The organism is Streptomyces sp. NPDC012835, assembly GCF_042900885.1.
Taxonomy (GTDB): domain Bacteria; phylum Actinomycetota; class Actinomycetes; order Streptomycetales; family Streptomycetaceae; genus Streptomyces.
In genome coordinates this window covers 1,598,592-1,618,024 of sequence record NZ_JBIBBW010000001.1, presented here as the reverse complement: position 1 = coordinate 1,618,024, position 19,433 = coordinate 1,598,592, and the positions used below count along the sequence as shown (strand labels likewise).

General features: G+C 71.3%; 20 protein-coding genes and 1 pseudogene. 14 read left to right on the top strand and 7 right to left on the bottom strand.

Annotation, left to right across the window (positions count from 1 at the left end; translation table 11 throughout):
• The first annotated feature begins 16 nt into the window (after nt 1-16).
• Together ACFY6S_RS06620 and ACFY6S_RS06615 are read left to right on the top strand one after the other, a co-directional pair.
• A complete protein-coding gene (locus ACFY6S_RS06620) occupies nt 17-445 on the top strand; it encodes a hypothetical protein (RefSeq protein WP_388823541.1) in 429 nt (142 codons plus the stop codon).
• 148 nt (nt 446-593) lie between these two features.
• Nucleotides 594-1,736, top strand: coding sequence for a DUF5954 family protein (locus ACFY6S_RS06615; RefSeq protein ID WP_388823539.1), 1,143 nt, complete (start codon nt 594-596; stop codon nt 1,734-1,736).
• Nucleotides 1,737-1,780: 44 nt separating this feature from the next.
• On the opposite strand, the gene ACFY6S_RS06610 is transcribed toward ACFY6S_RS06615, so the two are convergent.
• The 5 genes from ACFY6S_RS06610 to ACFY6S_RS06590 form a co-directional block, all read right to left on the bottom strand.
• Nucleotides 1,781-2,584 (bottom strand): endo alpha-1,4 polygalactosaminidase, encoded by an 804-nt coding sequence (locus ACFY6S_RS06610; RefSeq protein WP_388823537.1) that lies wholly within the window; start codon nt 2,582-2,584, stop codon nt 1,781-1,783.
• Nucleotides 2,585-2,703: 119 nt separating this feature from the next.
• On the bottom strand, nt 2,704-3,645 hold the full coding sequence (locus tag ACFY6S_RS06605) for a carbohydrate ABC transporter permease (protein ID WP_388823535.1): 942 nt from the start codon (nt 3,643-3,645) through the stop codon (nt 2,704-2,706).
• Nucleotides 3,642-4,628, bottom strand: a complete 987-nt coding sequence (locus ACFY6S_RS06600; protein ID WP_388823533.1) for a carbohydrate ABC transporter permease — start codon at nt 4,626-4,628, stop codon at nt 3,642-3,644. Before ACFY6S_RS06600 ends, ACFY6S_RS06605 begins: the two co-directional genes overlap by 4 nt.
• Before the next feature lie 183 nt (nt 4,629-4,811).
• Nucleotides 4,812-6,056: an extracellular solute-binding protein gene (locus ACFY6S_RS06595; RefSeq protein ID WP_388823531.1), complete on the bottom strand. Its 1,245-nt coding sequence runs from the start codon at nt 6,054-6,056 to the stop codon at nt 4,812-4,814.
• A 142-nt stretch (nt 6,057-6,198) separates the two neighbouring features.
• A complete protein-coding gene (locus ACFY6S_RS06590) occupies nt 6,199-7,248 on the bottom strand; it encodes a LacI family DNA-binding transcriptional regulator (RefSeq protein WP_388823529.1) in 1,050 nt (349 codons plus the stop codon).
• Between the two features lie 155 nt (nt 7,249-7,403).
• Between ACFY6S_RS06590 and ACFY6S_RS06585 the strand changes: the two genes are divergently transcribed.
• The 7 genes from ACFY6S_RS06585 to mmuM all read left to right on the top strand — a co-directional run bounded on the left by ACFY6S_RS06585 (nt 7,404) and on the right by mmuM (nt 14,367).
• Nucleotides 7,404-9,521, top strand: coding sequence for a glycogen debranching N-terminal domain-containing protein (locus tag ACFY6S_RS06585; protein WP_389461623.1), 2,118 nt, complete (start codon nt 7,404-7,406; stop codon nt 9,519-9,521).
• A 129-nt stretch (nt 9,522-9,650) separates the two neighbouring features.
• On the top strand, nt 9,651-10,037 hold the full coding sequence (locus ACFY6S_RS06580; RefSeq protein ID WP_388823525.1) for a cell division protein SepF: 387 nt from the start codon (nt 9,651-9,653) through the stop codon (nt 10,035-10,037).
• A 101-nt stretch (nt 10,038-10,138) separates the two neighbouring features.
• Nucleotides 10,139-11,293, top strand: coding sequence for an ATP-binding protein (locus ACFY6S_RS06575; protein ID WP_388823523.1), 1,155 nt, complete (start codon nt 10,139-10,141; stop codon nt 11,291-11,293).
• Between the two features lie 11 nt (nt 11,294-11,304).
• Nucleotides 11,305-11,640, top strand: coding sequence for a nucleotide pyrophosphohydrolase (locus ACFY6S_RS06570; protein WP_388823888.1), 336 nt, complete (start codon nt 11,305-11,307; stop codon nt 11,638-11,640).
• Between the two features lie 145 nt (nt 11,641-11,785).
• Nucleotides 11,786-12,331, top strand: a complete 546-nt coding sequence (locus ACFY6S_RS06565) for a DUF6099 family protein (RefSeq protein ID WP_388823521.1) — start codon at nt 11,786-11,788, stop codon at nt 12,329-12,331.
• 58 nt (nt 12,332-12,389) lie between these two features.
• Nucleotides 12,390-13,313 carry an LLM class F420-dependent oxidoreductase gene (locus ACFY6S_RS06560; RefSeq protein WP_388823519.1) on the top strand — a complete coding sequence of 308 codons (924 nt, stop codon included), beginning with the start codon at nt 12,390-12,392 and terminating at the stop codon, nt 13,311-13,313.
• Between the two features lie 154 nt (nt 13,314-13,467).
• A complete protein-coding gene (mmuM, locus tag ACFY6S_RS06555) occupies nt 13,468-14,367 on the top strand; it encodes a homocysteine S-methyltransferase (RefSeq protein WP_388823517.1) in 900 nt (299 codons plus the stop codon).
• A gap of 226 nt (nt 14,368-14,593) precedes the next feature.
• Here the strand turns inward: mmuM and ACFY6S_RS06550 are convergent, their stop codons facing one another.
• Both ACFY6S_RS06550 and ACFY6S_RS06545 read right to left on the bottom strand, forming a co-directional pair.
• Nucleotides 14,594-14,839, bottom strand: a complete 246-nt coding sequence (locus ACFY6S_RS06550) for a hypothetical protein (protein ID WP_388823515.1) — start codon at nt 14,837-14,839, stop codon at nt 14,594-14,596.
• Nucleotides 14,836-15,039: a hypothetical protein gene (locus tag ACFY6S_RS06545; protein ID WP_388823513.1), complete on the bottom strand. Its 204-nt coding sequence runs from the start codon at nt 15,037-15,039 to the stop codon at nt 14,836-14,838. The genes ACFY6S_RS06550 and ACFY6S_RS06545 overlap by 4 nt, the downstream gene beginning before the upstream one ends.
• Nucleotides 15,040-15,213: 174 nt before the next feature.
• Here ACFY6S_RS06545 and ACFY6S_RS06540 point away from each other — a divergent pair, with 174 nt between their 5' ends.
• The 5 genes and pseudogenes from ACFY6S_RS06540 (at nt 15,214) to ACFY6S_RS06520 (ending at nt 19,396) form a co-directional block, all read left to right on the top strand.
• On the top strand, nt 15,214-15,966 hold the full coding sequence (locus ACFY6S_RS06540; protein ID WP_388823511.1) for a DUF6879 family protein: 753 nt from the start codon (nt 15,214-15,216) through the stop codon (nt 15,964-15,966).
• Nucleotides 15,967-15,976: 10 nt separating this feature from the next.
• Nucleotides 15,977-16,828, top strand: coding sequence for a helix-turn-helix domain-containing protein (locus tag ACFY6S_RS06535; protein WP_388823509.1), 852 nt, complete (start codon nt 15,977-15,979; stop codon nt 16,826-16,828).
• A gap of 89 nt (nt 16,829-16,917) precedes the next feature.
• Nucleotides 16,918-17,463: a hypothetical protein gene (locus tag ACFY6S_RS06530; protein WP_388823507.1), complete on the top strand. Its 546-nt coding sequence runs from the start codon at nt 16,918-16,920 to the stop codon at nt 17,461-17,463.
• Between the two features lies 1 nt (nt 17,464).
• Nucleotides 17,465-17,905, top strand: a pseudogene (locus tag ACFY6S_RS06525) (metallophosphoesterase); the annotation flags it as partial.
• Between the two features lie 258 nt (nt 17,906-18,163).
• Nucleotides 18,164-19,396, top strand: coding sequence for an arginine deiminase (locus tag ACFY6S_RS06520; protein WP_388823886.1), 1,233 nt, complete (start codon nt 18,164-18,166; stop codon nt 19,394-19,396).
• Nucleotides 19,397-19,433 lie beyond the last annotated feature (37 nt).

Below are 19,433 nucleotides of genomic sequence, written 5' to 3'. Positions count from 1 at the left end.
AGGGAGATGGCCACGGATGGATGAGGAACGCGCCGGCCGTCTCGTCTCGTCGCTGCGCGCCCGGGGTGTGCCCGCGCACCTCGCCCATCTGGGCGTCTACCAGTGCGGAGTGCAGATCGTGCTCATCGGCGGCGGTGAGGCGATCTGGGACATGGACGCGGCGATGGGGCTGCGGGCGGAGGTCGTGCGCGACGGCGTGCTGGTCGGATTCGTTCCGCAGGTGCGCGGCTCCGAGGAGTTCACCGAGGAACAGCTCGTGGAGACCATCGCCACCACCCGGTACGACGAGGAGGGGCTGCACCCTCCGCTGGACACCGGAACCGGCCCCGAGGGAACGGGCGGTGGCGACACCGGCCTGCCCTACCGGGGCGCCGGTCCCGCGCTCCCGCCACGGGCGCGCCGCCGAGGTCTCCGGCTTCCCCGCTGGCCCCGGCGACCGGGATAGCGCGCCGCGAACGGAACGGCGTGCGGCGGCTCCCGACGCGCCCCTTGTTCTCAGACGTATGCACGAGTGTGGATCCATGTCACGCGGTCGGCTGTTGTTTCCGCTGATTCACCCCGTCCGCCCGGTACGAGTGGGCATGCTGGTGGGCATGGCTGAGCATGGTGAGAACGTGCCCGCGTACCGCACGATCCGGGTGACAGGCCCCGACGGCCCGGTCGACGCGGTGGCGGACGTGGCGGCGTGGCAGGCGCGTGAGGCGTACCCGGACATTCTTTCGGCGGGTGGTCCGCTCTTCGGTGTGGTGCGTGAGCGCGAGGCGGGCGGCTGGGAGCTGGTCTCGTCGCTCTCGGGTCTGGCTCCGCAGGACGGCCGCGACAGCATGGGCGCGCAGTTCCGGCTGCTCGCCCAGAAGTGTGAGCGCGCCGGTGACGAGAGCGCGCGCGAGGAGTGCATGCGCGCGGCGGAGCGGACCGAGTGGGAGACGAACGACGAGATGACCGTGCTCGGCGCCCGCTACCGGGTGGCGCGGGCCGAGTGCTACGTACGGTCGGGACCCGACGGGCCCGAGCCGCCGCGTGCCACCGACCCCGATCCCATGGAGCCGGGCGAGTCGCACCGGGCTCCGGACCCGGCCGCCGGGTTCGTCTTCGATCCGGTCATCGCCACCGGTATGTCGGAGGGCATCCTGAAGGTCGAACTCCTCTCCCTGATGCCGAAGGCGGGCACGGTCCCGGCGGACGTACGCGGAGACGCGCTGGCCGCGGCCCGGACACATCCCGGAGGGGTGCTGCTGCCGGCCGCCTTCATGACGACCGAGTGTGTGCGCGGGCAGTGGCGGCCGGACTCCCCCGCCACCTCCGTCACCCCGCAGGCCGCGCGGGACTCCCTGGCCATGAGGCTGCGGGTGATGATCCCCTGGAAGCGCGGGCTCGGGCCGGCGGAACGTGTGCCCTACTCGGCGGCGGCGGACCACCTCGACGCGGAGCGCTGCGACGAACTCACCGTCGAGGGACGCCACTTCAGAATCGTGCGGATCGAACGCCTGGTGCGCATCGGCCCCGACGGCCCGGAGGGCCCGCGCCCCTCCGACCACGACCCCGAGCCGCCGGTGATGGTGCAGCACCAGCAGCAGCTCGAACAGGGGCTGATCTCGGAGGACGACGACGAGGACGAGGACGCCCCTGACGAACACGACGAGTACTCACGGCGGTTGACCGCGCTCTTCGAGGAGGAGGACACGCGCCGCAAGAGGCTGCGGGCCGGGCGCGGCCGGGCGGGCGGAGATTCCTGAGCGGCGCCCGCGGCCGGGCGTGCGGTGACCCGTGCCCGAGCCGGTCAGCAGCGCTCGTTCACATGGCCCGGCTCTCCCGCCGGTACGAGATCGCGGTCGCGCAGCACGATCGCGAGCCGCCCGTCCCACTCCCGGCAGGCGGCCTTCAGATCCGCCCGGCGGTACTCGATGACCAGCACCTGGTCGTCGTAGGCGTCCGCGTAGGCCGCGCACTCGTCGTAGCGCGCGCACTCCTCGGCGATGGCGAAGTCGAACCCGAGCTTGTGGCCCAGCGGCGCCATCTCCGCCGCGTTCTTCTGGCCGATCGCCAGCCCGGCCTGGTGGGCCCGTGCCACCAGCAGCTCGGCGAAGGCGGCCGCCTGCTTCCGGTCGAGAAGCCCGTCCGAGCGCAGATACGAATCCAGGTTGTCCGAGTCGAGCCCGTCGAACCCCTTCTCCGCGCAGCCGTCAAACCAGCCGCCGACGATACGTGCCAGCCGCTCACGGCGGTCGGCCGTGGAGATGTCCAGCAGCGGTTCCTGCCAGTCCTCGTCGACGACCAGTTCGTCGTCCGCGTCCCGCAGCAGCAGATCGGGGTGGTTCTTCTGCCACCACTTCACGGCGTCCGGCTGCGTCTGGTACGCGTTGACGTAGCAGATGTTGTACGCCCCTGGCTCCGGCGAGGCCGTACGGTCACGGACGACCGTACGCACCCCCTCGGGCGGGGTGTAGGGGCCGCCGAGCTGGTAGTCGAAGGGCCGGTCGGCCGGCAACTGCTTGACCTGGCGGTCGGGGGCGGCGGTGGAGTCGCCGGTTCCGGTGGCGCACCCCGACAGGGCGAGCGGGAGAGCGAGCAGCAGGGACGCCACCGATATACGGGTGACGGGTCTACGGGGGACGCGGATGAACGGCAAAGTGGCGCCTTGAGTCGGAGGGGACGGCGGACGCGTCAAGTTTCCCACCGCGCCCGCCGCCCCCTCTGACCAGGTCACTCCTTGACGGCTCCCGAGTTGGCCCCGTTCACGAAGTAGCGCTGGAAGCAGAAGAACAGCGCCGCGACCGGCAGGGTGGACAGCAGCGCCGCCGCCAGCTTCAGCGGATACTGGGTGCCGCCGCCGAGCCCGCCCGAGACGAAGCGCGCCAGCCCCGTGGTGAGCGTCTCGTACTGGCCGGACTGGGTGGCCACGAGGAAGTGCGTGAACTCGTTCCACGACCCCTGGAACGACAGGATCGTCAATGTGATCAGCGCGGGCCTGGCCATCGGCAGCACCACCGACCAGAAGATCCGGAACACCCCGGCCCCGTCGACCCGGGCGGCCTCCTCGACCTCGCGCGGCACCGACTCGAAGAACTGCTTCATGATGAAGATCCCCGCTGCGTCCACCAGCAGCGGCACGATCATCGCGGTGTAGGTGTCGAAGATCCCGAAGGTGTTGAGCACCAGGAACTTCGGGATGAGCAGCGCCACCCCCGGCACCGCCATCACCGCGAGCACGAAGCCGAACAGCACGGAACGGCCCCGGAAGCGCAGCCGCGCCAGCGCGTACCCCGCCATCGAGTCGAACAGCACCCGGCCGGCGGTCACCAGTACCGCCACGAACGCCGAGTTGGACAGCCAGCGCAGGAAGGGCACCCCCTGGGCCGACTCGCTCAGCCCGAACAGCCGCTGGTACGCGGCCGTCGTCGGGGTGGCGGGCAGCAGCGACAGCGGATGCGACGCCGCGTCCGGGTCCGTCTTGAACCCCGTGACCAGCTGGATCGCGAAGGGCAGCAGATAGAGCAGCCCCACCCCCACCACCAGGGTGTATCCCAGCACCCTGGCCGGAGTGGGGAATCGGGGCAGCACCGGACGGGACGCGGCGCGCGCGGCCCTGCGACGGTCCCGCCGGGACCGCCGGTCCTCGGCCGTGACGGTGGCGGTGGCGGTCATCGCTTCCTCCCGGTGCGCTCGCCGCGTTCCCGCAGCACCCAGCGCTGGAGCGCGGTCAGGCAGAGGATCAGGGCGAGCAGGATGAACGCGATCGCCGAGCCCTGACCGAAGTCCGCGTTGTCGAAGCCCGAGGAGTACGACAGGAACGCGGGCGTCAGCGTCGTATTGCCCGGGGCGCCCTGGCCCATCACGTACACCTGGTCGAAGACCTGCCAGGTGGAGATCAGTCCCAGGGTGAGGACCAGGAACAGCACGGGGCGCAGCGCGGGCAGCGTCACGTACCGCAGCAGCTGGCGGCGGTTGACCCCTTCCAGGGCGGCCGCCTCCTCCAGCTCCCGGGGGATGTCCTGGAGCGCCGCGAGGAAGATCAGCATGAAGGTGCCGGAGGTGGTCCACACGGCCAGCAGGATGATCGTGCACATCGCGACCGAGGGGCCCGAGAGCCACTCGAACCAGGACAGGCCCATGAAGGAGTGGTCCGCCAGCGCCCCGGCCGGCTTCGCGGGATCGACGATGCCGAGATCGCCCAGGATCAGGGAGAGGACACCGCGCGGGTCGGCGAACCAGTTCGGCCCCTTGACCCCGATCCAGGAGAGCAGGGAGTTGACGGCCCCGCTGCCCTGGAAGAGGAAGAGGAACACCGTCGAGACGGCGATGGAGCTGGTGACCGAGGGGAAGAAGAACGTCGTGCGCAGGGCGCCCCTGGCCCGCAGCACCTTCTGATTGACGATCAGCGCCAGACCCAGCGCGAGCAGGGTCTGGAGCGGCACCGTCAGCAGGACGTAGTACGCGTTGTTGCGCAGCGAGGTCGCGAAGAGCGTGCGGTCGAGACCGTCCTGGGTGAGCAGCGCCCGGTAGTTGTCCAGGCCCACGAAATCGGCCTGGGCGCTGAACGGGTTGGACTGCCCGTCCCAGTGCAGCAGGCTCACCCAGAGTGCCATCAGGATGGGCAGCACCAGGAAGAGGCCGAGGACGATCACCATGGGGCTGACGAACAGCCAGCCCCAGGCGCCTTCCCCCCGACGGCCCGCGCGCGGGGCACGGTTGCGGGCCGTCGGGGGCGTACCGGCGGCACCGGGCGTGTCAGGTTCGCCCGGTGTGCCGGTCGTTCGGGGTGCGCCGCGCTCCGCGGGGCGCGCGCGTGTGGTGCGGAGGGACATGAGGGCTCAGTTGCCCTTCGCGATCGCCTGTTCGCCGTTGCGCTGAAGGTCGGCGAGGATCTTCTTCGGGTCGGCGGTACGCAGCGACTGGAGGTCGGTGTTGAACTGGCTGAGCACCTTGTCGAAGCCCGCGATGGTCACCGGGCCCTGCGCGTAGGCGCTGCCGTCCACCCACGCCTTGGCGGTGGGGTGCTTCTTCGCGTATGTCGTGAGCGCGGAGGTGCGCGAGGGCATCACACCGAACGCGTCGGCGAAGGTGTTCTGCTGCTCGGCGGAGGTGAGGTACTTCACCAGGTCGACGCCCGCGGCGCGGTGCTCGCTCTCCTGCGCCACGCCCCAGCAGTTGCTGTAGGCGAGCGTGCCCTGGCCGGCCGGGCCCGCGGGCAGCGGGGCGATGGCGTACTCGACGTCGGGGTAGTCGAGCTTCATCCCGCCGTCGAGCCAGTTGCCCTCGATGGTCATGGCGGCCTTGCCCTTGCCGAGCGCCTCGCCGCCCCAGCTGGTGTCGACCTGCTTGGCGAACTTCATCGAGCCGGACTTCAGCATGGACTGGACGAAGGTGAGCCCCTTGACGTTGGCGGCGGAGTCGGCGGTCATCTTCTTCTGGTCCGCGTCGGTGATCCAGCCGCCCGCCTCCTTCATGAAGACCCCGAGCCGCTGGAACTCGTCGCTGGTGACCAGCCCGGTGACCCCGCCGCCGGTGAGCTTGCCCGCGACGGACTTCAGCTGGTCCCAGTCCTTCGGGTAGTCCTTCTCCGTCAGCCCGGCCTTCTTCCACAGGTCGGTGTTGATGGCGAGGCCGAGGGTGGAGGTGTCCTTGGGCAGACACACCAGCTTGCCGTCGTACGAGAACGAGGTGCGCAGCTGCTCGGAGAAGTCGTCCGCGTCGGATATCTGGTCGCCGTACGGGTACAGCGAGCCGCCCTTGGCGTAGTTGGCGAACTGGTCGGAGTTGACATAGAAGACGTCCGGCGGCTTGTGCCCGGCGAATGCCTGGGCGAGCTGCTGGTTCATGTCCTTGGCCACCTCGACGGTGACCGAGTTGCCGGACTGCTCGGCGTACGCGGCGGTAGCCGCCTTGACCGCCTGGGTCTCGGCGTCCCCCGAGGTCGCGATCAGTACGGTCAGCTTCTGCTGGGCGGCCTTGTCCTGGGCCGGCTCCTTGCCGCTGTCGAAGCTGGACGAGCAGCCGGTGGCGGTCAGCAGCGCCGCGCAGGTGGCGAGGGCGGCGACGGCCGTGCGGGTGACCATGTGTTCCTCCATGAAAGATGAGAAGTGCGGCTCAATCGCCCTGAAGGGGGCGTGGTTCGAGTGACTCTGGGGGCGCCTCGGGCGCTGCGGCTCCGGGGACGGCCCGGGCGGTGGCCGGGGGAGTGTGCCGGGCGGTACGGGTTCAGCCGCCGGGCGGCGGCGCGCTGTCCCGTACGACCAGCGTGGGTTCGAGCAGGACGCGCTCGGGGGCGGCGTCGGGCTTCGCCATCCGGGCCAGCAGCAGCCGGACGCACTCGCGGCCCACCGCCTCCAACGGCTGGGCGAGGGTGGTCAGTCCGGGGGAGAGCAGCGGGGCGGTGGGGGAGTCGTCGAAGCCGATGACGGCGACGTCCCCGCCCGGCACGGCGTCGCGCTCGCGCAGCGCCCGGTAGCAGCCCATCGCCAGCACGTCGCTGGCGGCGACCACGGCCGTCGCGCCCGCGTCGAGGAGCGGACCCGCGGCCTCCCGCGCCGCTTCGATGTCATCGACGCTCTGCCCCCGCCGGCCGCGCACGGGCAGTCCGTGCCGGCGCATGGCCCGCCGCCAGCCGTCCGCGCGGTCGTCGCCGACGCCGGAGCCGCGCGGCCAGCCGAGGAAGGCGATCCTGCGATGGCCGAGGCCCACCAGATGCTCGACCGCCGCGTCGGTGCCCGAGGCGCCGTCGACATCGGCCCAGTCGCCGATCTGCCGGCCCGACCACATCCGGCCGAAGCCCACGAACGGCACCCCGCTCCTGGCCAGCCACGCCTGACGCGGGTCGCCCCGGTCGGTGCCGCTCAGCACGAAACCGTCGACGCTGTGCAGATCGAGCAGTTCCTCGTGTCCGTCCAGGCTGGCGCTGCCGGGCGGCGAGGCGAACAGCAGAATCCGGTATCCGGCCTCGTCGGCGGCCTCGGACAGGGCGTGCAGGAAGCGGTCCATCACCGGGGCGGGGGCGCCGGGGGCGGTGGGGCGTATGCCGTAACCGATGAGCTTGCTGGAGCGGGTGCGCAGCGTCTGGGCGGCGCGGTGCGGGCGGTAGCCCATCTCGTCGATGGCGCGGCTGACCCGTTCCAGCGTCTCGGGACGCAACAGCCCGGGGGAGTTCAGCGCGTTCGAGACGGTCTGCGGGGACACACCGGCCCGGCGCGCCACCATGGCCAGGGTCACGGGACCGGCCTTGGGCGCGGGGCTGTCGGCGGGGCGGGGCATGACTGTCTCCGGAACCGTTCGTGCGAAGTGATGAGTTGATTGGAGCGTTCCAATGCCATTGTCAACGAGCTGAAGTCGTCGTTAGGGTTCTTGGAACGCTCCAATAATTGAGAGGTTCTGCTCTGTTGTCCACTACTGTCAAGACCCACGACGTTATGAACTCCGTCGCGGCGGCGGCCGGCCCCTCGGCCGAGGGCCTCCAGCCCTTCCTGCACGACGCGTGTGTGACGCTGTACGCGCCGAGCTTCGCGATATCCCACGCGGACGGTCAGATCGCCGGGGGTGCCGACGGCTTCTACCACGGCGACAGCAGAGCGCTGGCCCGGCTGACCGTCGAGGCGGACGGCATCGCCGTCGTACCCGCCAGGGGCGGACTCGACGGCGCGGACCGGGCCGCCTTCCGCGCCGTGCTGCGCGGCCTGGGCGAGTCGACACCCGACCCCGCCGTCACCCTGCACCGGCGACGCCGCCTCACCTCCGGGCAGTTGGAGGAGACCCTCGAAGTGAGCAACGCGGGCATCCGCGACGTCACTTTCCGGATCGTCGTCACCGCCACCACCGACCTCGCCCCGATGGAGCGCGTCAAGCAGGGCGACGCGTGTGATCTCCTGCCCGCGACCCCCAACGCCGCCGGCGACGGGTTCGGCTGGACCCGGGACACCTTCTCCTCGGACCTGACCAGCTCACCCCGGCCGACCGCCCTCGACGCCGGGTCCGGACGCCTCGCGTACGACGTCGACCTGGCACCCGGCGGGACCTGGACCGCCGTACTGCGCTGTGACGCTTCTCATGCGGACGGCGACCAGTTCCCGGCGCCCCCGGCCGGCGCCCTCCCCTGGAGCACCCCGGTCCTGCGCAGCGCCGACCGGCGCTTCGACCAGTGGCTCAGCCAGTCGGTCGCGGATCTGGACCGGCTCCGGCTGACCGACCCGACCACGCCCGCCCAGTCGGGCCCGGCCGATCAGTTCCTGGCCGCCGGCGCCCCCTGGTTCCTCACCCTCTTCGGCCGCGACTCGCTCTGGGCCGCCCGGATGCTGCTGCCGCTGGGTACCGGTCTCGCCGCCGGCACCCTGCGCACGCTCGCCCGCCGCCAGGGCACCGCGACCGACCCGGCCACCGAGGAACAGCCCGGCAAGATCCTGCACGAAGTGCGCAGGGCCGCCCAGAACTTCGACGACGACTTCTCCCTGCCGCCCTGCTACTACGGCACGGTCGACGCCACCCCGCTGTGGATCACCCTGCTGCACGACTCCTGGCGCTGGGGCCTCGCCCCCGAGCAGGTCGAACAGCTGCTGCCGCACGCCGAATCGGCCCTGGACTGGATGCGCGCCCAGAGCGACGCCGACCCCGACGGCTTCCTGAAGTACGTCGACCAGACCGGGCGCGGCCTGGCCAACCAGGGCTGGAAGGACTCCGGCGACTCCATCAGACACCGCGACGGCCGCCTCGCCGCCTCCCCGATCGCGCTGTGCGAGGTCCAGGCGTACGCGTACGAGGCGGCGCGCGGCGGCGCCGCCCTGCTGCGCGCCTTCGGCCGGCCGGGCGCCGACCGCTGGGAGGAGTGGGCCGAACGGCTCGGCGACCGCTTCCGCAGCCGGTTCTGGGTGGAGGACGAGCGCGGCGCCTACCCGGCCGTCGCCCTCGACCGGGACGGCAGGCCGGTCGACTCGGTCACCTCGGGCTTCGGCCATCTGCTCGGCACCGGTCTGCTCGACCAGGAGGAGAGCGCCCTGCTCGCCGCCCGGCTCGGCGCGCCCGACCTCGACTCGGGGCACGGGCTGCGCACCCTGAGCAGCGACTCCGTGGGGTTCAACCCGTACGGCTACCACATCGGTTCCATCTGGCCGCACGACACCGCGATCGCGGTCCACGGGCTGGCCAGGGCCGGGTTCGCGGACACCGCCGCGAGCCTCGCGGGGGGTCTGCTGACGGCCTCCGCCGGGTTCGACGCGCGGCTGCCCGAGCTGTTCGCCGGCCATGGCGCGGCGAGCGATCCGGTGCCGTCGCCGTACCCCGCGTCCTGCCGCCCGCAGGCGTGGGCGGCGGCCTCGTCGGTCGTGGTGCTCCAGTCGGCGCTGGGGCTCTCCGCCGATGTGCCCGGCGGCACGCTGACCGTCGCGCCCGCCTTCGCTGAGGCGTACCGGCCGCTCAGGGCCGAGGGGTTCGAGGTCGCGGGCGGCCGGCTGGACATCTCCGTGGACGCCGACGGCACCGCGCGCATCGAGGCGCCGGCCGGTCTGGAGATACGACGGGAGCACCCGACGGCCCGCTGACCCGGACGGCCGACGGCGGGCGGCCCGGCCGAAGCCGATCACCGGCCGGGCCGTGTCGCTGATGGGCCGAACGGGTGAGGGGCGGGAGGATGTCCGGATGCAGACACAGTGTGCGGGCGAGGTGATCCGGTGAGCAGGTACGACAGGTACGACGCCACCGACGAGCAGTGGGAGGGCCTGGCCCAGGTCGTGCCGCTGCGCGGACGTGACGAATGGCCGTCGAGGGTCGACCACCTGACCGTCCCCGACTACGCGGCGGAGACCCGGAGGTTCATCGTGCTGCGGGTGCAGGTGTTCGGCGACGCGCGGGAGGTCGCCGACCACCTGCTCGCCGAGATCCCCGTGCTCCTGGACCTGACCGCCGCCGAACCCGATGTGGCCAAACGGATCCTGGACTTCAGCAGCGGTGTCGTCTTCGGCCTGGGCAGCGCGATGCACCGGGTCGACAAGAACGTCTTCCTGCTGGCTCCCGACGGTACGGAGGTGGAGGGGGCGCCCGAGGACACGCTGCCCTGACCGGCGCCCGGTCCGTGCCGTTGTCCCGGCCGTCCCCCGATGGTGGGAAGGGGGCTCCGCAGGAACGGTTCGGCGCACGGGCCGCCGCATACGGTCCGGCCATGGAACCTTTCCGTCCCCGTCCCGCCGTCACCGAGCTGCGGCTCTCCGCCTTCACCTCGCACCGCGGAGCGGCCTTCCCGCTGGGCCCGATGACGCTTTTCACCGGGGCGAGCGGCAGCGGCAAGTCCACGGCGCTGCGCGCGTACGAGTCGCTCGCCCGGCTCGGCGCGGGCGCCCCGCTGACGGAGGTCTTCCCCGACGCGGCGGCCTGTGTCCCGGAGCGGGCCGCCGCCGACGCGCAGGGACGGCGCGGGTTCCGTATCGGCTGCACCGTCGACGGGCCCGCCGGTCCCGTACGGCTCGATCTCGCGGTCCAGGCCGAACCCGAACTGCGCATCGTCGGCGAGCGGCTCACCGGCGGCGGGCAGACCCTGCTGGCCACGGCGCTGCGCGATCCCGGTCGCCCCACGGTCCAGGCGGCCTGGCACACGGCGGGCACCGTGCCCGTGACCCGCGCGCCGCTGCCCGACGACCGGCTGAGCACGGCGCTGCTGCCGCTGCGGGTCGCGGGCCGGACACAGGGGCAGCTGCGGGTGCTCGCCGCCGCCGAGCAGACGGTGCTGGCGCTGCGGTCCGTCCTCGTCTGCGACCCGCAGCCGCAGCTCATGCGGCGACCGGTGGCCGCGGGGCGGGCACGCCTCGGCCGCGGCTGCGAGAACCTCCCCGCCGTCCTCGACCGGCTCCTCGCCCGCGCCAGGGACCCGCACGGCGGGCTGCCCGCCCGGCTGGCAGCGGCCGCGCGGGCCGGCTGCGCGGGCCCGGTCACCGAACTGGCCGTCGAGCGGCTCGCCGACGGCACGGTACGGGCGCTGCTCGCCCGGGACGACTCGGGTCGCCGGGCCCCGACACCGCTGGAGCGGCTGGGCGAGGGCGAGTTGCGGTATTTGGCGCTCGCCCTCGTGCTGATCAGCGGGGTGAGCACCCCCGGCGTGGCCATACCGGCCGGTCCCGCCGAGGTGGACCCGGCGCTGCGGTCCCTCACCGTGCTCGCCGACGGGTTCGACCGCAGTCTGGACCGGCGGCAGGCGCGGGAGCTGCTCTCCCTGGCGGCGGGTGCGTGCGCGGAGGGCGGCCTCAGACTGGTGGGGACGGTCGCCGACGCCTCGTGCGTGCGGGGGACCGCCGGGGCAACGGTGGTAGACCTGACCCCGTGACGGACATGGATATGGCACGGCTGCGGGAGCGATTGACCGAGTTCGCGGCGGCCCGCGACTGGGAGCGGTTTCACACCCCCAAGAACCTGGCGGCGGCGCTGAGCGTCGAGGCGTCCGAACTGCTGGAGATCTTCCAGTGGTTGACACCCGAGGAGTCGGCGCGGGTGATGGAGGACCCGGAGTCGGCGCACCGGGTGGCCGACGAGGTCGCGGACGTGCTCGCGTATCTCCTCCAGTTCTGCGCGGTGCTGGGGGTCGACCCGCTGACGGCGCTCGCCGCGAAGCTGGAGCGGAATGAGGCCCGCTTCCCGGTCAAGGAGTCGACACAGCCCCCGGATTCCGCCTGATCGTCACTCTGCGGAGTGAGCGACTTATGCACAACGAGTCAGCTGTCCACAGATTTCCGCAATGCTCTGGCCTTTCTGTCGCTATTCCCTCACTCTGGGTAGTGGGAGTTGGTGGGCAGGATTGTCGTACGAATGGGGGCAGCGGATGAATGCGGAACGGCTCATCGGGGTGAGCCGCCATGCCCTGGCGGGAAGCACGGAGGCGTGGGAGGTCCTCACGGAGGCATGGCAGGCCCAGGCACTCGCCCGGGCGATCGGCCACTGTCTCGCGCTGGGCGGGCCGGCGGAGCTGCGGGGCGAGGCGCGGGAGCTGTGCGAGGCGGGCGGGCGCGGCTGCGGACTGCCGGACCAGCCGGGGCTCGTCGAAGGGGTGATACGGGCGCGCAGGCTCTCGGGGATGCCCGACGCGCGGGCGGCGTTGACCGCACTGGCCGCGCTGCTCGGCGAGGTGGGGATCGCGCTGGTCGCCGTGGCGTGCGACACGGACGAGGAGGGACTGTACTGGCAGTGCATGGAGGCGATCGACGCCGCCGACGAGACCGGCGACCGGGTGGGCGGGATGCTGCGCCGGCTCCTGACGCGGGACCGTGACCGCGAGCGGGAGCGGGAGCGGCACCCGGAATGGGCCGGGGCCCCGGAGCTGTGCTGGGAGCGGGACGGCGCGGAGGACTCGCCGGTGGGGCCGGTGTGACATCGGCCGCGGTGGGACGGTGCGGAAGTGCACCGGGCGAAGGTGCAGGATGGAGACCATGGATCTTCGAATCTTCACCGAGCCCCAGCAAGGGGCGAGCTACGACACACTGCTGACCGTGGCCAGGGCCACCGAGGACCTGGGCTTCGACGCCTTCTTCCGCTCCGACCACTACGTGAAAATGGGCTCCGTCGACGGGCTGCCGGGGCCGACGGACGCCTGGATCACCCTCGCCGGGCTGGCCCGGGAGACCAAGCGGATCCGGCTCGGCACCCTGATGACCGCCGGGACGTTCCGGCTGCCGGGGGTGCTGGCCATCCAGGTCGCGCAGGTGGACCAGATGTCGGGCGGCCGGGTCGAGCTGGGGCTCGGCGCGGGATGGTTCGAGGAGGAGCACACGGCGTACGGGATTCCGTTCCCCAAGGAGAAGTTCGCCAGGCTGGAGGAGCAGCTGGCCATCGTGACCGGGCTGTGGGCCACGGAGGTCGGCGAGACCTTCAGCCACGACGGTACGCACTACCAGCTCACCGACTCGCCGGCGCTGCCCAAGCCCGCACAGCACAAGGTGCCGGTCCTGATCGGCGGACACGGCGCGACACGCACCCCGCGGCTCGCCGCGCGGTACGCCGACGAGTTCAACATCCCGTTCGCCTCGGTCGAGGACACCGAGCGGCAGTTCGGCCGGGTGCGGGCCGCCGCCGAGACGGCCGGGCGCGAGGCGGACGACCTCGTGTACTCGAACGCGCTGGTGGTCTGCGTGGGCAAGGACGACGCCGAGGTGGCCCGGCGGGCCGAGGCGCTCGGCCGGGAGGTGGAGGAGCTGAAGGCGAACGGGCTCGCGGGCTCGCCCGCCGAGGTGGTCGACAAGATCGGCCGCTACGCCGCCGTCGGCTCGTCCCGGATCTATCTCCAGGTGATGGATCTCGACGACCTCGACCATCTGGAGCTGATCTCCGCGCAGGTCCAGTCCCAGCTGAGCTGAGCGGACGGCGGCGGCCGGGAGACACCCGGTACCGAGTCCTGACCTCTCCGGTGCCCCGGGCGTGGAAGCGCCTCGGGCGCCGGAGCGCCGGAGCAGCCGAGCATCTGAGAGCTGGAGCATCCGAGAACCGGAGCGCCGGAGAACCGGAGCAGTTGTGAAGCCCACCCGTACCCTCGCCTCGGCCATCGCCGAGGAGACCGTCGTCCTCGACGGCGGTCTCTCCGACCAACTCGTGGCCCAGGGCTGTGACCTGTCCGACCCGCTCTGGTCGGCCCGGCTGCTCGTCGACAGTCCCGAGCAGATAGAGGCGGCGCACGCCGCGTACGTACGGGCGGGTGCGCGGGTGCTGATCACCTCCAGCTACCAGGCGACCTATGAGGGCTTCGCCCGGCGCGGCGTCGCCCGCGACGGGGCGACCGCGCTGCTGGCCCGCAGCGTGGAGCTGGCGCGCCGCGCGGCCGACGCGGGGGAGCGGGAGGTGTGGGTGGCCGCCTCGGTCGGCCCGTACGGCGCGATGCTCGCGGACGGCAGCGAGTACCGGGGGCGGTACGGGGTGCCGGTCGGGGAGCTGGAGCGGTTCCACCGGCCCAGGATCGAGGCGCTCGCCTCGGCGGGTCCCGATGTGCTCGCCCTGGAGACCGTGCCCGACACGGACGAGGCCCGGGCCCTGTTGCGGGCCGCCGAGGGTTGCGGCGTACCCGTGTGGCTCTCGTACTCCGTCGAGGGCGGGCGCACCCGTGCCGGTCAGCCGCTGGCCGAGGCGTTCGCCCTCGCCGCCGGGAACGATCAGGTCCTCGCCGTGGGCGTCAACTGCTGCGACCCCGCCGACACGGACCGGGCCGTCGAGATCGCCGCCTCGGAGACGGGCAAGCCGGTCGTCGTCTACCCGAACAGCGGCGAGCAGTGGGACGCGACGGCGCGGGACTGGCGCGGGCAGGCCGCGTTCGACCCGTCCGGGGTGCGGTCCTGGGGCAGGTCGGGGGCGCGGCTGGTCGGCGGCTGCTGCCGGGTGGGGCCCGCCGGGATAGCGGAGCTGGCCGCGCTGACGGCATAGCGCCTTTCCGGAGGGACCGCTCCTGCTTCCCGGACCCGACCGCGTCCCGCACAGGGCCCCGCCCGGTGAAAACTCCTCGTCGTGACGGGGGCGAGGGGCGCTACGCGGCCAGGTGTTCCTGACGGCCCGGGAGGGCATTCTCCCGGGCCTCGCGTCTGCCCGCCGGTCCTGGGGGCCGGGGGCGGGGTCTCGTGCGCTCCGTATTGCCACCGGAGGCCGGGACGATCTATGTGGCGGCTCCGGGCTCTGCGGGCTGGACGCGCTCCAGCGGTACGTCCCACTCAAGTCCGCCCCCCTCCGGCACTATGAACGCTTGCTGGCTGACCAGCTTGCCCGACCCTTTCAGACGCTCCTCGAGGACGCCCATCAACAGGCCCTTCCGCTCCGAGATCGTGTCCACCACGAGCGTGCCGCGCGGGTAGGGCAACGCACCATGGCTGAGGGTCGTCGGCGGCTTCTCGAATCCGGTCACTCGTGGCCCCTTCGCTGAAGTGCTTCGGCCGGGCGGCTGACCACGTCGGCACGCGACCGCCCCAGTTCAATGAGCCGCAACGCGGGGGACGCGCTGTCCGAGCTCGGGGAGAGAAGGACGAGCCCGACATCGGCCAACGCTGCCCGCAGCGACTGGATCGCCACGAAGGGGGCGATGTCCTGCTGTTCCTTGATTGCCATGAACGTGACGCTAGAAGCAGGGAGCCGCCCGACAGTATGCTGATTTCTCGAATTTGCTCGACCGATAACGAAGATTGCTGCTGTTTTCTCCTGACCCGTGCTTGACCTCATGGTGTCGAGCTGAGGCCCTGGCCATGCTGTTGGATCAACCCCCCCTTGGAAGGGAGAGCGTCCATGGCTCGTCAGTTGCGCTTCACCGGCACAGACAGCAAGGTCGACGGTTGCCCCGCTCTACACACAGGCGAGGGCGCCGGCGAGGTCATCGTTCAAGGCAAGCCCGTGACGGACCCCGGAGAGCTCGCACAGCTCCAGCACTTCGGGCCGGACGACGTAGCGGTGGCCGTCCCGCGCGAACTGCTCGTGAACTGGGGACCGAAGGAGATGGAGCGTGTGCCGGAACTGGTCGACCGGGACACCTTCCGGCGTCTCTTCAAGACCTTCAAGCACACGGCTTGGCGACTGGAGACGCGGCGTGGTTACGCGTCGGATCGACAGGACCTCGACTTTCAGGCGTTCTTGGCCACCGGGTCATCGCCCTGCGATCCCAACGAGCCCTGGTTCGTCAACATCAAGGCGCAGACGGAAGCCGGCAAGCGCGTCGGCCGCGTACGTGTCGCCGACAACCCGCCCACCACCGAGCAACTGTTCCTGCTCGACTACGCCCGGCACAACGCGGCGGTCGGCGAGGACATGCGCTACCTGTGGCGCGCGGACGCAGACAGGGCCGCTCTGCCCGCTGAGGACTTCTGGATCTTCGACTCACGCATCGTCGCTCTGCTGCACTTCGATGACGAGGACAACATGCTCGACACCGAGCTGATCACCGAACCGGCCGCAGTCGTGCGGTACGCCATCATCCGCGACGCGGCCGTACACCACGCTGTCCCGTACGGCCAGTTCGCCGCGCAAGTGGCCCCGACCGAATAGCGCGTGACGGATGATCACCGACTACCAGCAGGCACGGGCAGCCTTGGGGAAGCGGCTGCGCGAACTCAGGTTCACGTGCCCTGGCGGTCGGCTCACCGGTCAGCAGCTCGCCCAGCGGCTCGGCTGGCAGGGCTCCAAGGTCAGCAAGCTGGAGAACGGTAAGCAGACAGCCACCCCCGAGGACCTTCGAGCGTGGGCCGCCGCGACCGAGCAGCCGGGCGTGTACGCCGAGCTTGCCGCCCGACTGGCCGGGTTCGAGTCACACATCAGGTCATGGCGTCGCGCCCTGGCGAACGGCTTCAAGCCGCTGCACGACGGGCTGAGCGCGGAGATCGAGCACACCTCGGAGATATGGATCTGGGAAGAGTCGGTTATCCCTGGGCTGTTGCAGACCCCCGAGTACACGCGCCACGTCATCCGGCGCTACTCGGAGCTGCTGGGCGGAGCCAGCGACATTGAGGCCGCCGTGCTCTCCCGGGCACAGCGCCAGGAGTGGCTGTACCGACCCCGCCGCAAGCTGCACGTGCTGATGTGGGAGGCCGCGTTGCGGTCGCTGATCTGCCCGCGCTCAGCGCTGGTCGCCCAGCTCGACCGCCTCAACGGCATGATCGGCATGGACACGGTGGAGCTTGGCGTCATCCCGTTCACGGCGTCCGTGAAGATCGTGCCCGCCAACGGTTTCTGGATCCTTGATGACCGCCTGGTGGTCGCGGAGGACTGGCACGCCGAGATGTGGTTGGACGACGCCGACAACGTCGCCTTGTACTCGAAGGTCTGGCGCACCCTCCGCGAGTCGGCCGTGTACGGGGCCGACGCCCACCATGTCATCAACTCGGCCATGCGTGCGCTGAACCCGCGTTGAGACGCGCTGGCGTGCCCTTCGATCATGACTGCCGGAGTTGCTCTGGATGGAGTTGACGGAACGTCAGTCGCTGTGAACGGGGGCCCGAGGTGGTGGAGACGACAGGCGATGACGACACCCCTGAGAACGTCATCATTAACGGAGACGTAGACGCCGGGCGTGTCTATCAGGCTGGACGCGATGCGAGCCTCCCGGAGCAGCGACAGAAGTTCTACTTCGACTTCCTGAACCACACGCTGAAGCAGGCGGAGTGGACATTTCGCCTGAGCGTGTGGTTCATGACGGGCGGCGGGGTGGTGATCCTCGCCGGGGCCGTTCTGGCGCTGGTGCGCGCGGGGAATCCCTACCTCAGCCACCTGCCGCTCCTGACGAGTCTGACCGGCGCGCTGATTACCGTCGGCGGTGGCGCTTCGGCGCTTCACTCGAAGCGCACCATGGCCAGCCTCACGAAGGCCGCCGAGGATAACGAGAAGAAGATCGACATCGATCACAAGCTCGAAATCGCGACGACCTTCATCGACCGTGTTCAAGACCCAACCTCCAAGGCTCGTCTGAACTCGGCGGCGGCCATGAAGGCTCTGGATATGCGGGCGGAGCCCGAGACGATGGTCAACCGGCTGCTGCCTGACCGGTAGGCCAGGCCATGTGATCAAGCGGCACCAGCGCGAACTGCGCCGCTCGCTGCGCGGCCTGGAGCGCGAGGGCTTCCGGAAGGTTCACATCCTGCGCGGTGAGGCGGAGGCGGCCGGCGTCCGGGTCGTGCTCGAACGCCGCTACAACGACCTCGGACACCGGCCCCCTCGACATCATCGGGGACGTCCACGGCTGCCACTCCGAGCTGGAGACCCTGCTCTCCCGGCTCGGTTATGTGGACGGGGCCCACCCCGAAGGCCGTACGGCGGTCTTCGTCGGCGACCTCGTCGACCGGGGCCCCGACAGCCCCGGTGCGCTGCGCCGGGTGATGGACATGGTCGCGTCGGGCGACGCGCTGTGCGTGCCGGGCAACCAGGAGAGCAAGCTCGGCCGCCTGCTCCAGGCAAGAAGGTCCAGGTCACCCACGGACTCGCCGAGACCGTCGCCGACGTGCGGGGCAGGCGGATCGTGGAGACCTGCCACCTCGCGCGCCTCGCCGTACGCGAGGAGAACGCGGCGGCGGCCCTGGAGGTCATGAGCCGCCTCGCGGTCGCCCCCTGGAGTCGGAACCGGTCGACCCCCGGCTCCGACACCGACCGGCGGCGGGACCCGGAACGCCGTCCGGCGGCGGCACGGCCCGGATCCGGCCGCCGCCGGACGGTGACGGTGGTGCTCCCGGGACGATCGCGCCACGATGGGGCCATGGGATTCCAGGTGAACTCGGAGACCGGGCGGCTGCGCCGCGTCGTACTGCACCGCCCCGGCTTGGAGCTGAAGCGGCTCACCCCGGGCAACAAGGACGCGTTGCTCTTCGACGATGTGCTCTGGGTACGCCGCGCGCAGGAGGAGCACGACGCCTTCGCCGCCGTGCTGCGCGAGCGGGGGGTACGGGTCCACCTCTTCGGCGATCTGCTCCGGGAGTCGCTGGAGCTGCCGACCGCGCGCGGGCTCGTACTGGACCGGGTCTTCCACGAGAAGGAGTACGGCCCGCTCGCCACCGCGCACCTCCGGGACGTCTTCGACGAGCTGCCCACGGACGAGCTGGTGGAGGCGCTGGTCGGCGGGATGACCAAGCGGGACTTCCTGGAGCGGCACGCCGAGCCGACCTCGGTCCGCTTCCATGTGATGGATCTGGACGACTTCCTCCTCGACCCGCTGCCCAACCACCTCTTCACCCGGGACACCTCCGCCTGGATCTACGACGGGGTGTCCATCAACGCCATGCGCTGGCCGGCGAGACAGCGCGAGACCGTGCACTTCGAGGCGGTCTACAAGCACCATCCGCTTTTCACGGGAGCGCTCGCGGCCGGGTTCCACCACTGGTCGGAGGGGCAGGACGACTACCCCTCGACCATCGAGGGCGGCGATGTCCTGGTCATCGGCAGGGGCGCCGTGCTGATCGGGATGAGCGAGCGCACCACCCCGCAGGCGGTGGAGATGCTGGCGCGCGGTCTCTTCGCGGCGGGCTCCGCCACCACGATCGTGGCGCTGGACATGCCCAAGCGGCGGGCGTTCATGCATCTCGACACGGTGATGACCATGGTCGACGACCACACCTTCACGCAGTACGCGGGGCTCGGCATGCTCCGCTCGTACACCATCGAACCGGGCGTCGGCGGCCGGGAGCTGAAGGTCACCGACCATCCGGCCGAGCACATGCACCGGGCCATCGCGGCGGCGCTGGGGCTCGACGCGATCCGGGTGCTGACCGCCACGCAGGATGTGCACTCGGCGGCGCGCGAGCAGTGGGACGACGGCTGCAACGTGCTCGCCGTCGAGCCCGGGGTCGTTGTCGCGTACGAGCGCAATGTCACCACCAACAGCCATCTGCGCGAGCAGGGCATCGAGGTGATCGAGATCCCCGGTGGCGAGCTGGGCCGGGGGCGCGGCGGGCCCCGTTGCATGAGCTGCCCGGTGGAGCGGGACGCCGCCTAGCGCGAGGCCGCCCGGTGGCACGGCGGGGTCCGGTGGG

Coding starts and splice junctions, on each gene's coding strand:
- ACFY6S_RS06620 (WP_388823541.1), top strand. CDS start 17: ATGGATGAGGAACGCGCCGGCCGTCTCGTCTCGTCGCTGCGCGCCCGG.
- ACFY6S_RS06615 (WP_388823539.1), top strand. CDS start 594: ATGGCTGAGCATGGTGAGAACGTGCCCGCGTACCGCACGATCCGGGTG.
- ACFY6S_RS06605 (WP_388823535.1), bottom strand. CDS start 3,645: ATGACCGCCACCGCCACCGTCACGGCCGAGGACCGGCGGTCCCGGCGG.
- ACFY6S_RS06600 (WP_388823533.1), bottom strand. CDS start 4,628: ATGGTGATCGTCCTCGGCCTCTTCCTGGTGCTGCCCATCCTGATGGCA.
- ACFY6S_RS06595 (WP_388823531.1), bottom strand. CDS start 6,056: ATGGTCACCCGCACGGCCGTCGCCGCCCTCGCCACCTGCGCGGCGCTG.
- ACFY6S_RS06590 (WP_388823529.1), bottom strand. CDS start 7,248: ATGCCCCGCCCCGCCGACAGCCCCGCGCCCAAGGCCGGTCCCGTGACC.
- ACFY6S_RS06585 (WP_389461623.1), top strand. CDS start 7,404: ATGAACTCCGTCGCGGCGGCGGCCGGCCCCTCGGCCGAGGGCCTCCAG.
- ACFY6S_RS06575 (WP_388823523.1), top strand. CDS start 10,139: ATGGAACCTTTCCGTCCCCGTCCCGCCGTCACCGAGCTGCGGCTCTCC.
- ACFY6S_RS06570 (WP_388823888.1), top strand. CDS start 11,305: ATGGCACGGCTGCGGGAGCGATTGACCGAGTTCGCGGCGGCCCGCGAC.
- ACFY6S_RS06565 (WP_388823521.1), top strand. CDS start 11,786: ATGAATGCGGAACGGCTCATCGGGGTGAGCCGCCATGCCCTGGCGGGA.
- ACFY6S_RS06560 (WP_388823519.1), top strand. CDS start 12,390: ATGGATCTTCGAATCTTCACCGAGCCCCAGCAAGGGGCGAGCTACGAC.
- ACFY6S_RS06545 (WP_388823513.1), bottom strand. CDS start 15,039: ATGGCAATCAAGGAACAGCAGGACATCGCCCCCTTCGTGGCGATCCAG.
- ACFY6S_RS06540 (WP_388823511.1), top strand. CDS start 15,214: ATGGCTCGTCAGTTGCGCTTCACCGGCACAGACAGCAAGGTCGACGGT.
- ACFY6S_RS06535 (WP_388823509.1), top strand. CDS start 15,977: ATGATCACCGACTACCAGCAGGCACGGGCAGCCTTGGGGAAGCGGCTG.
- ACFY6S_RS06520 (WP_388823886.1), top strand. CDS start 18,164: ATGGGATTCCAGGTGAACTCGGAGACCGGGCGGCTGCGCCGCGTCGTA.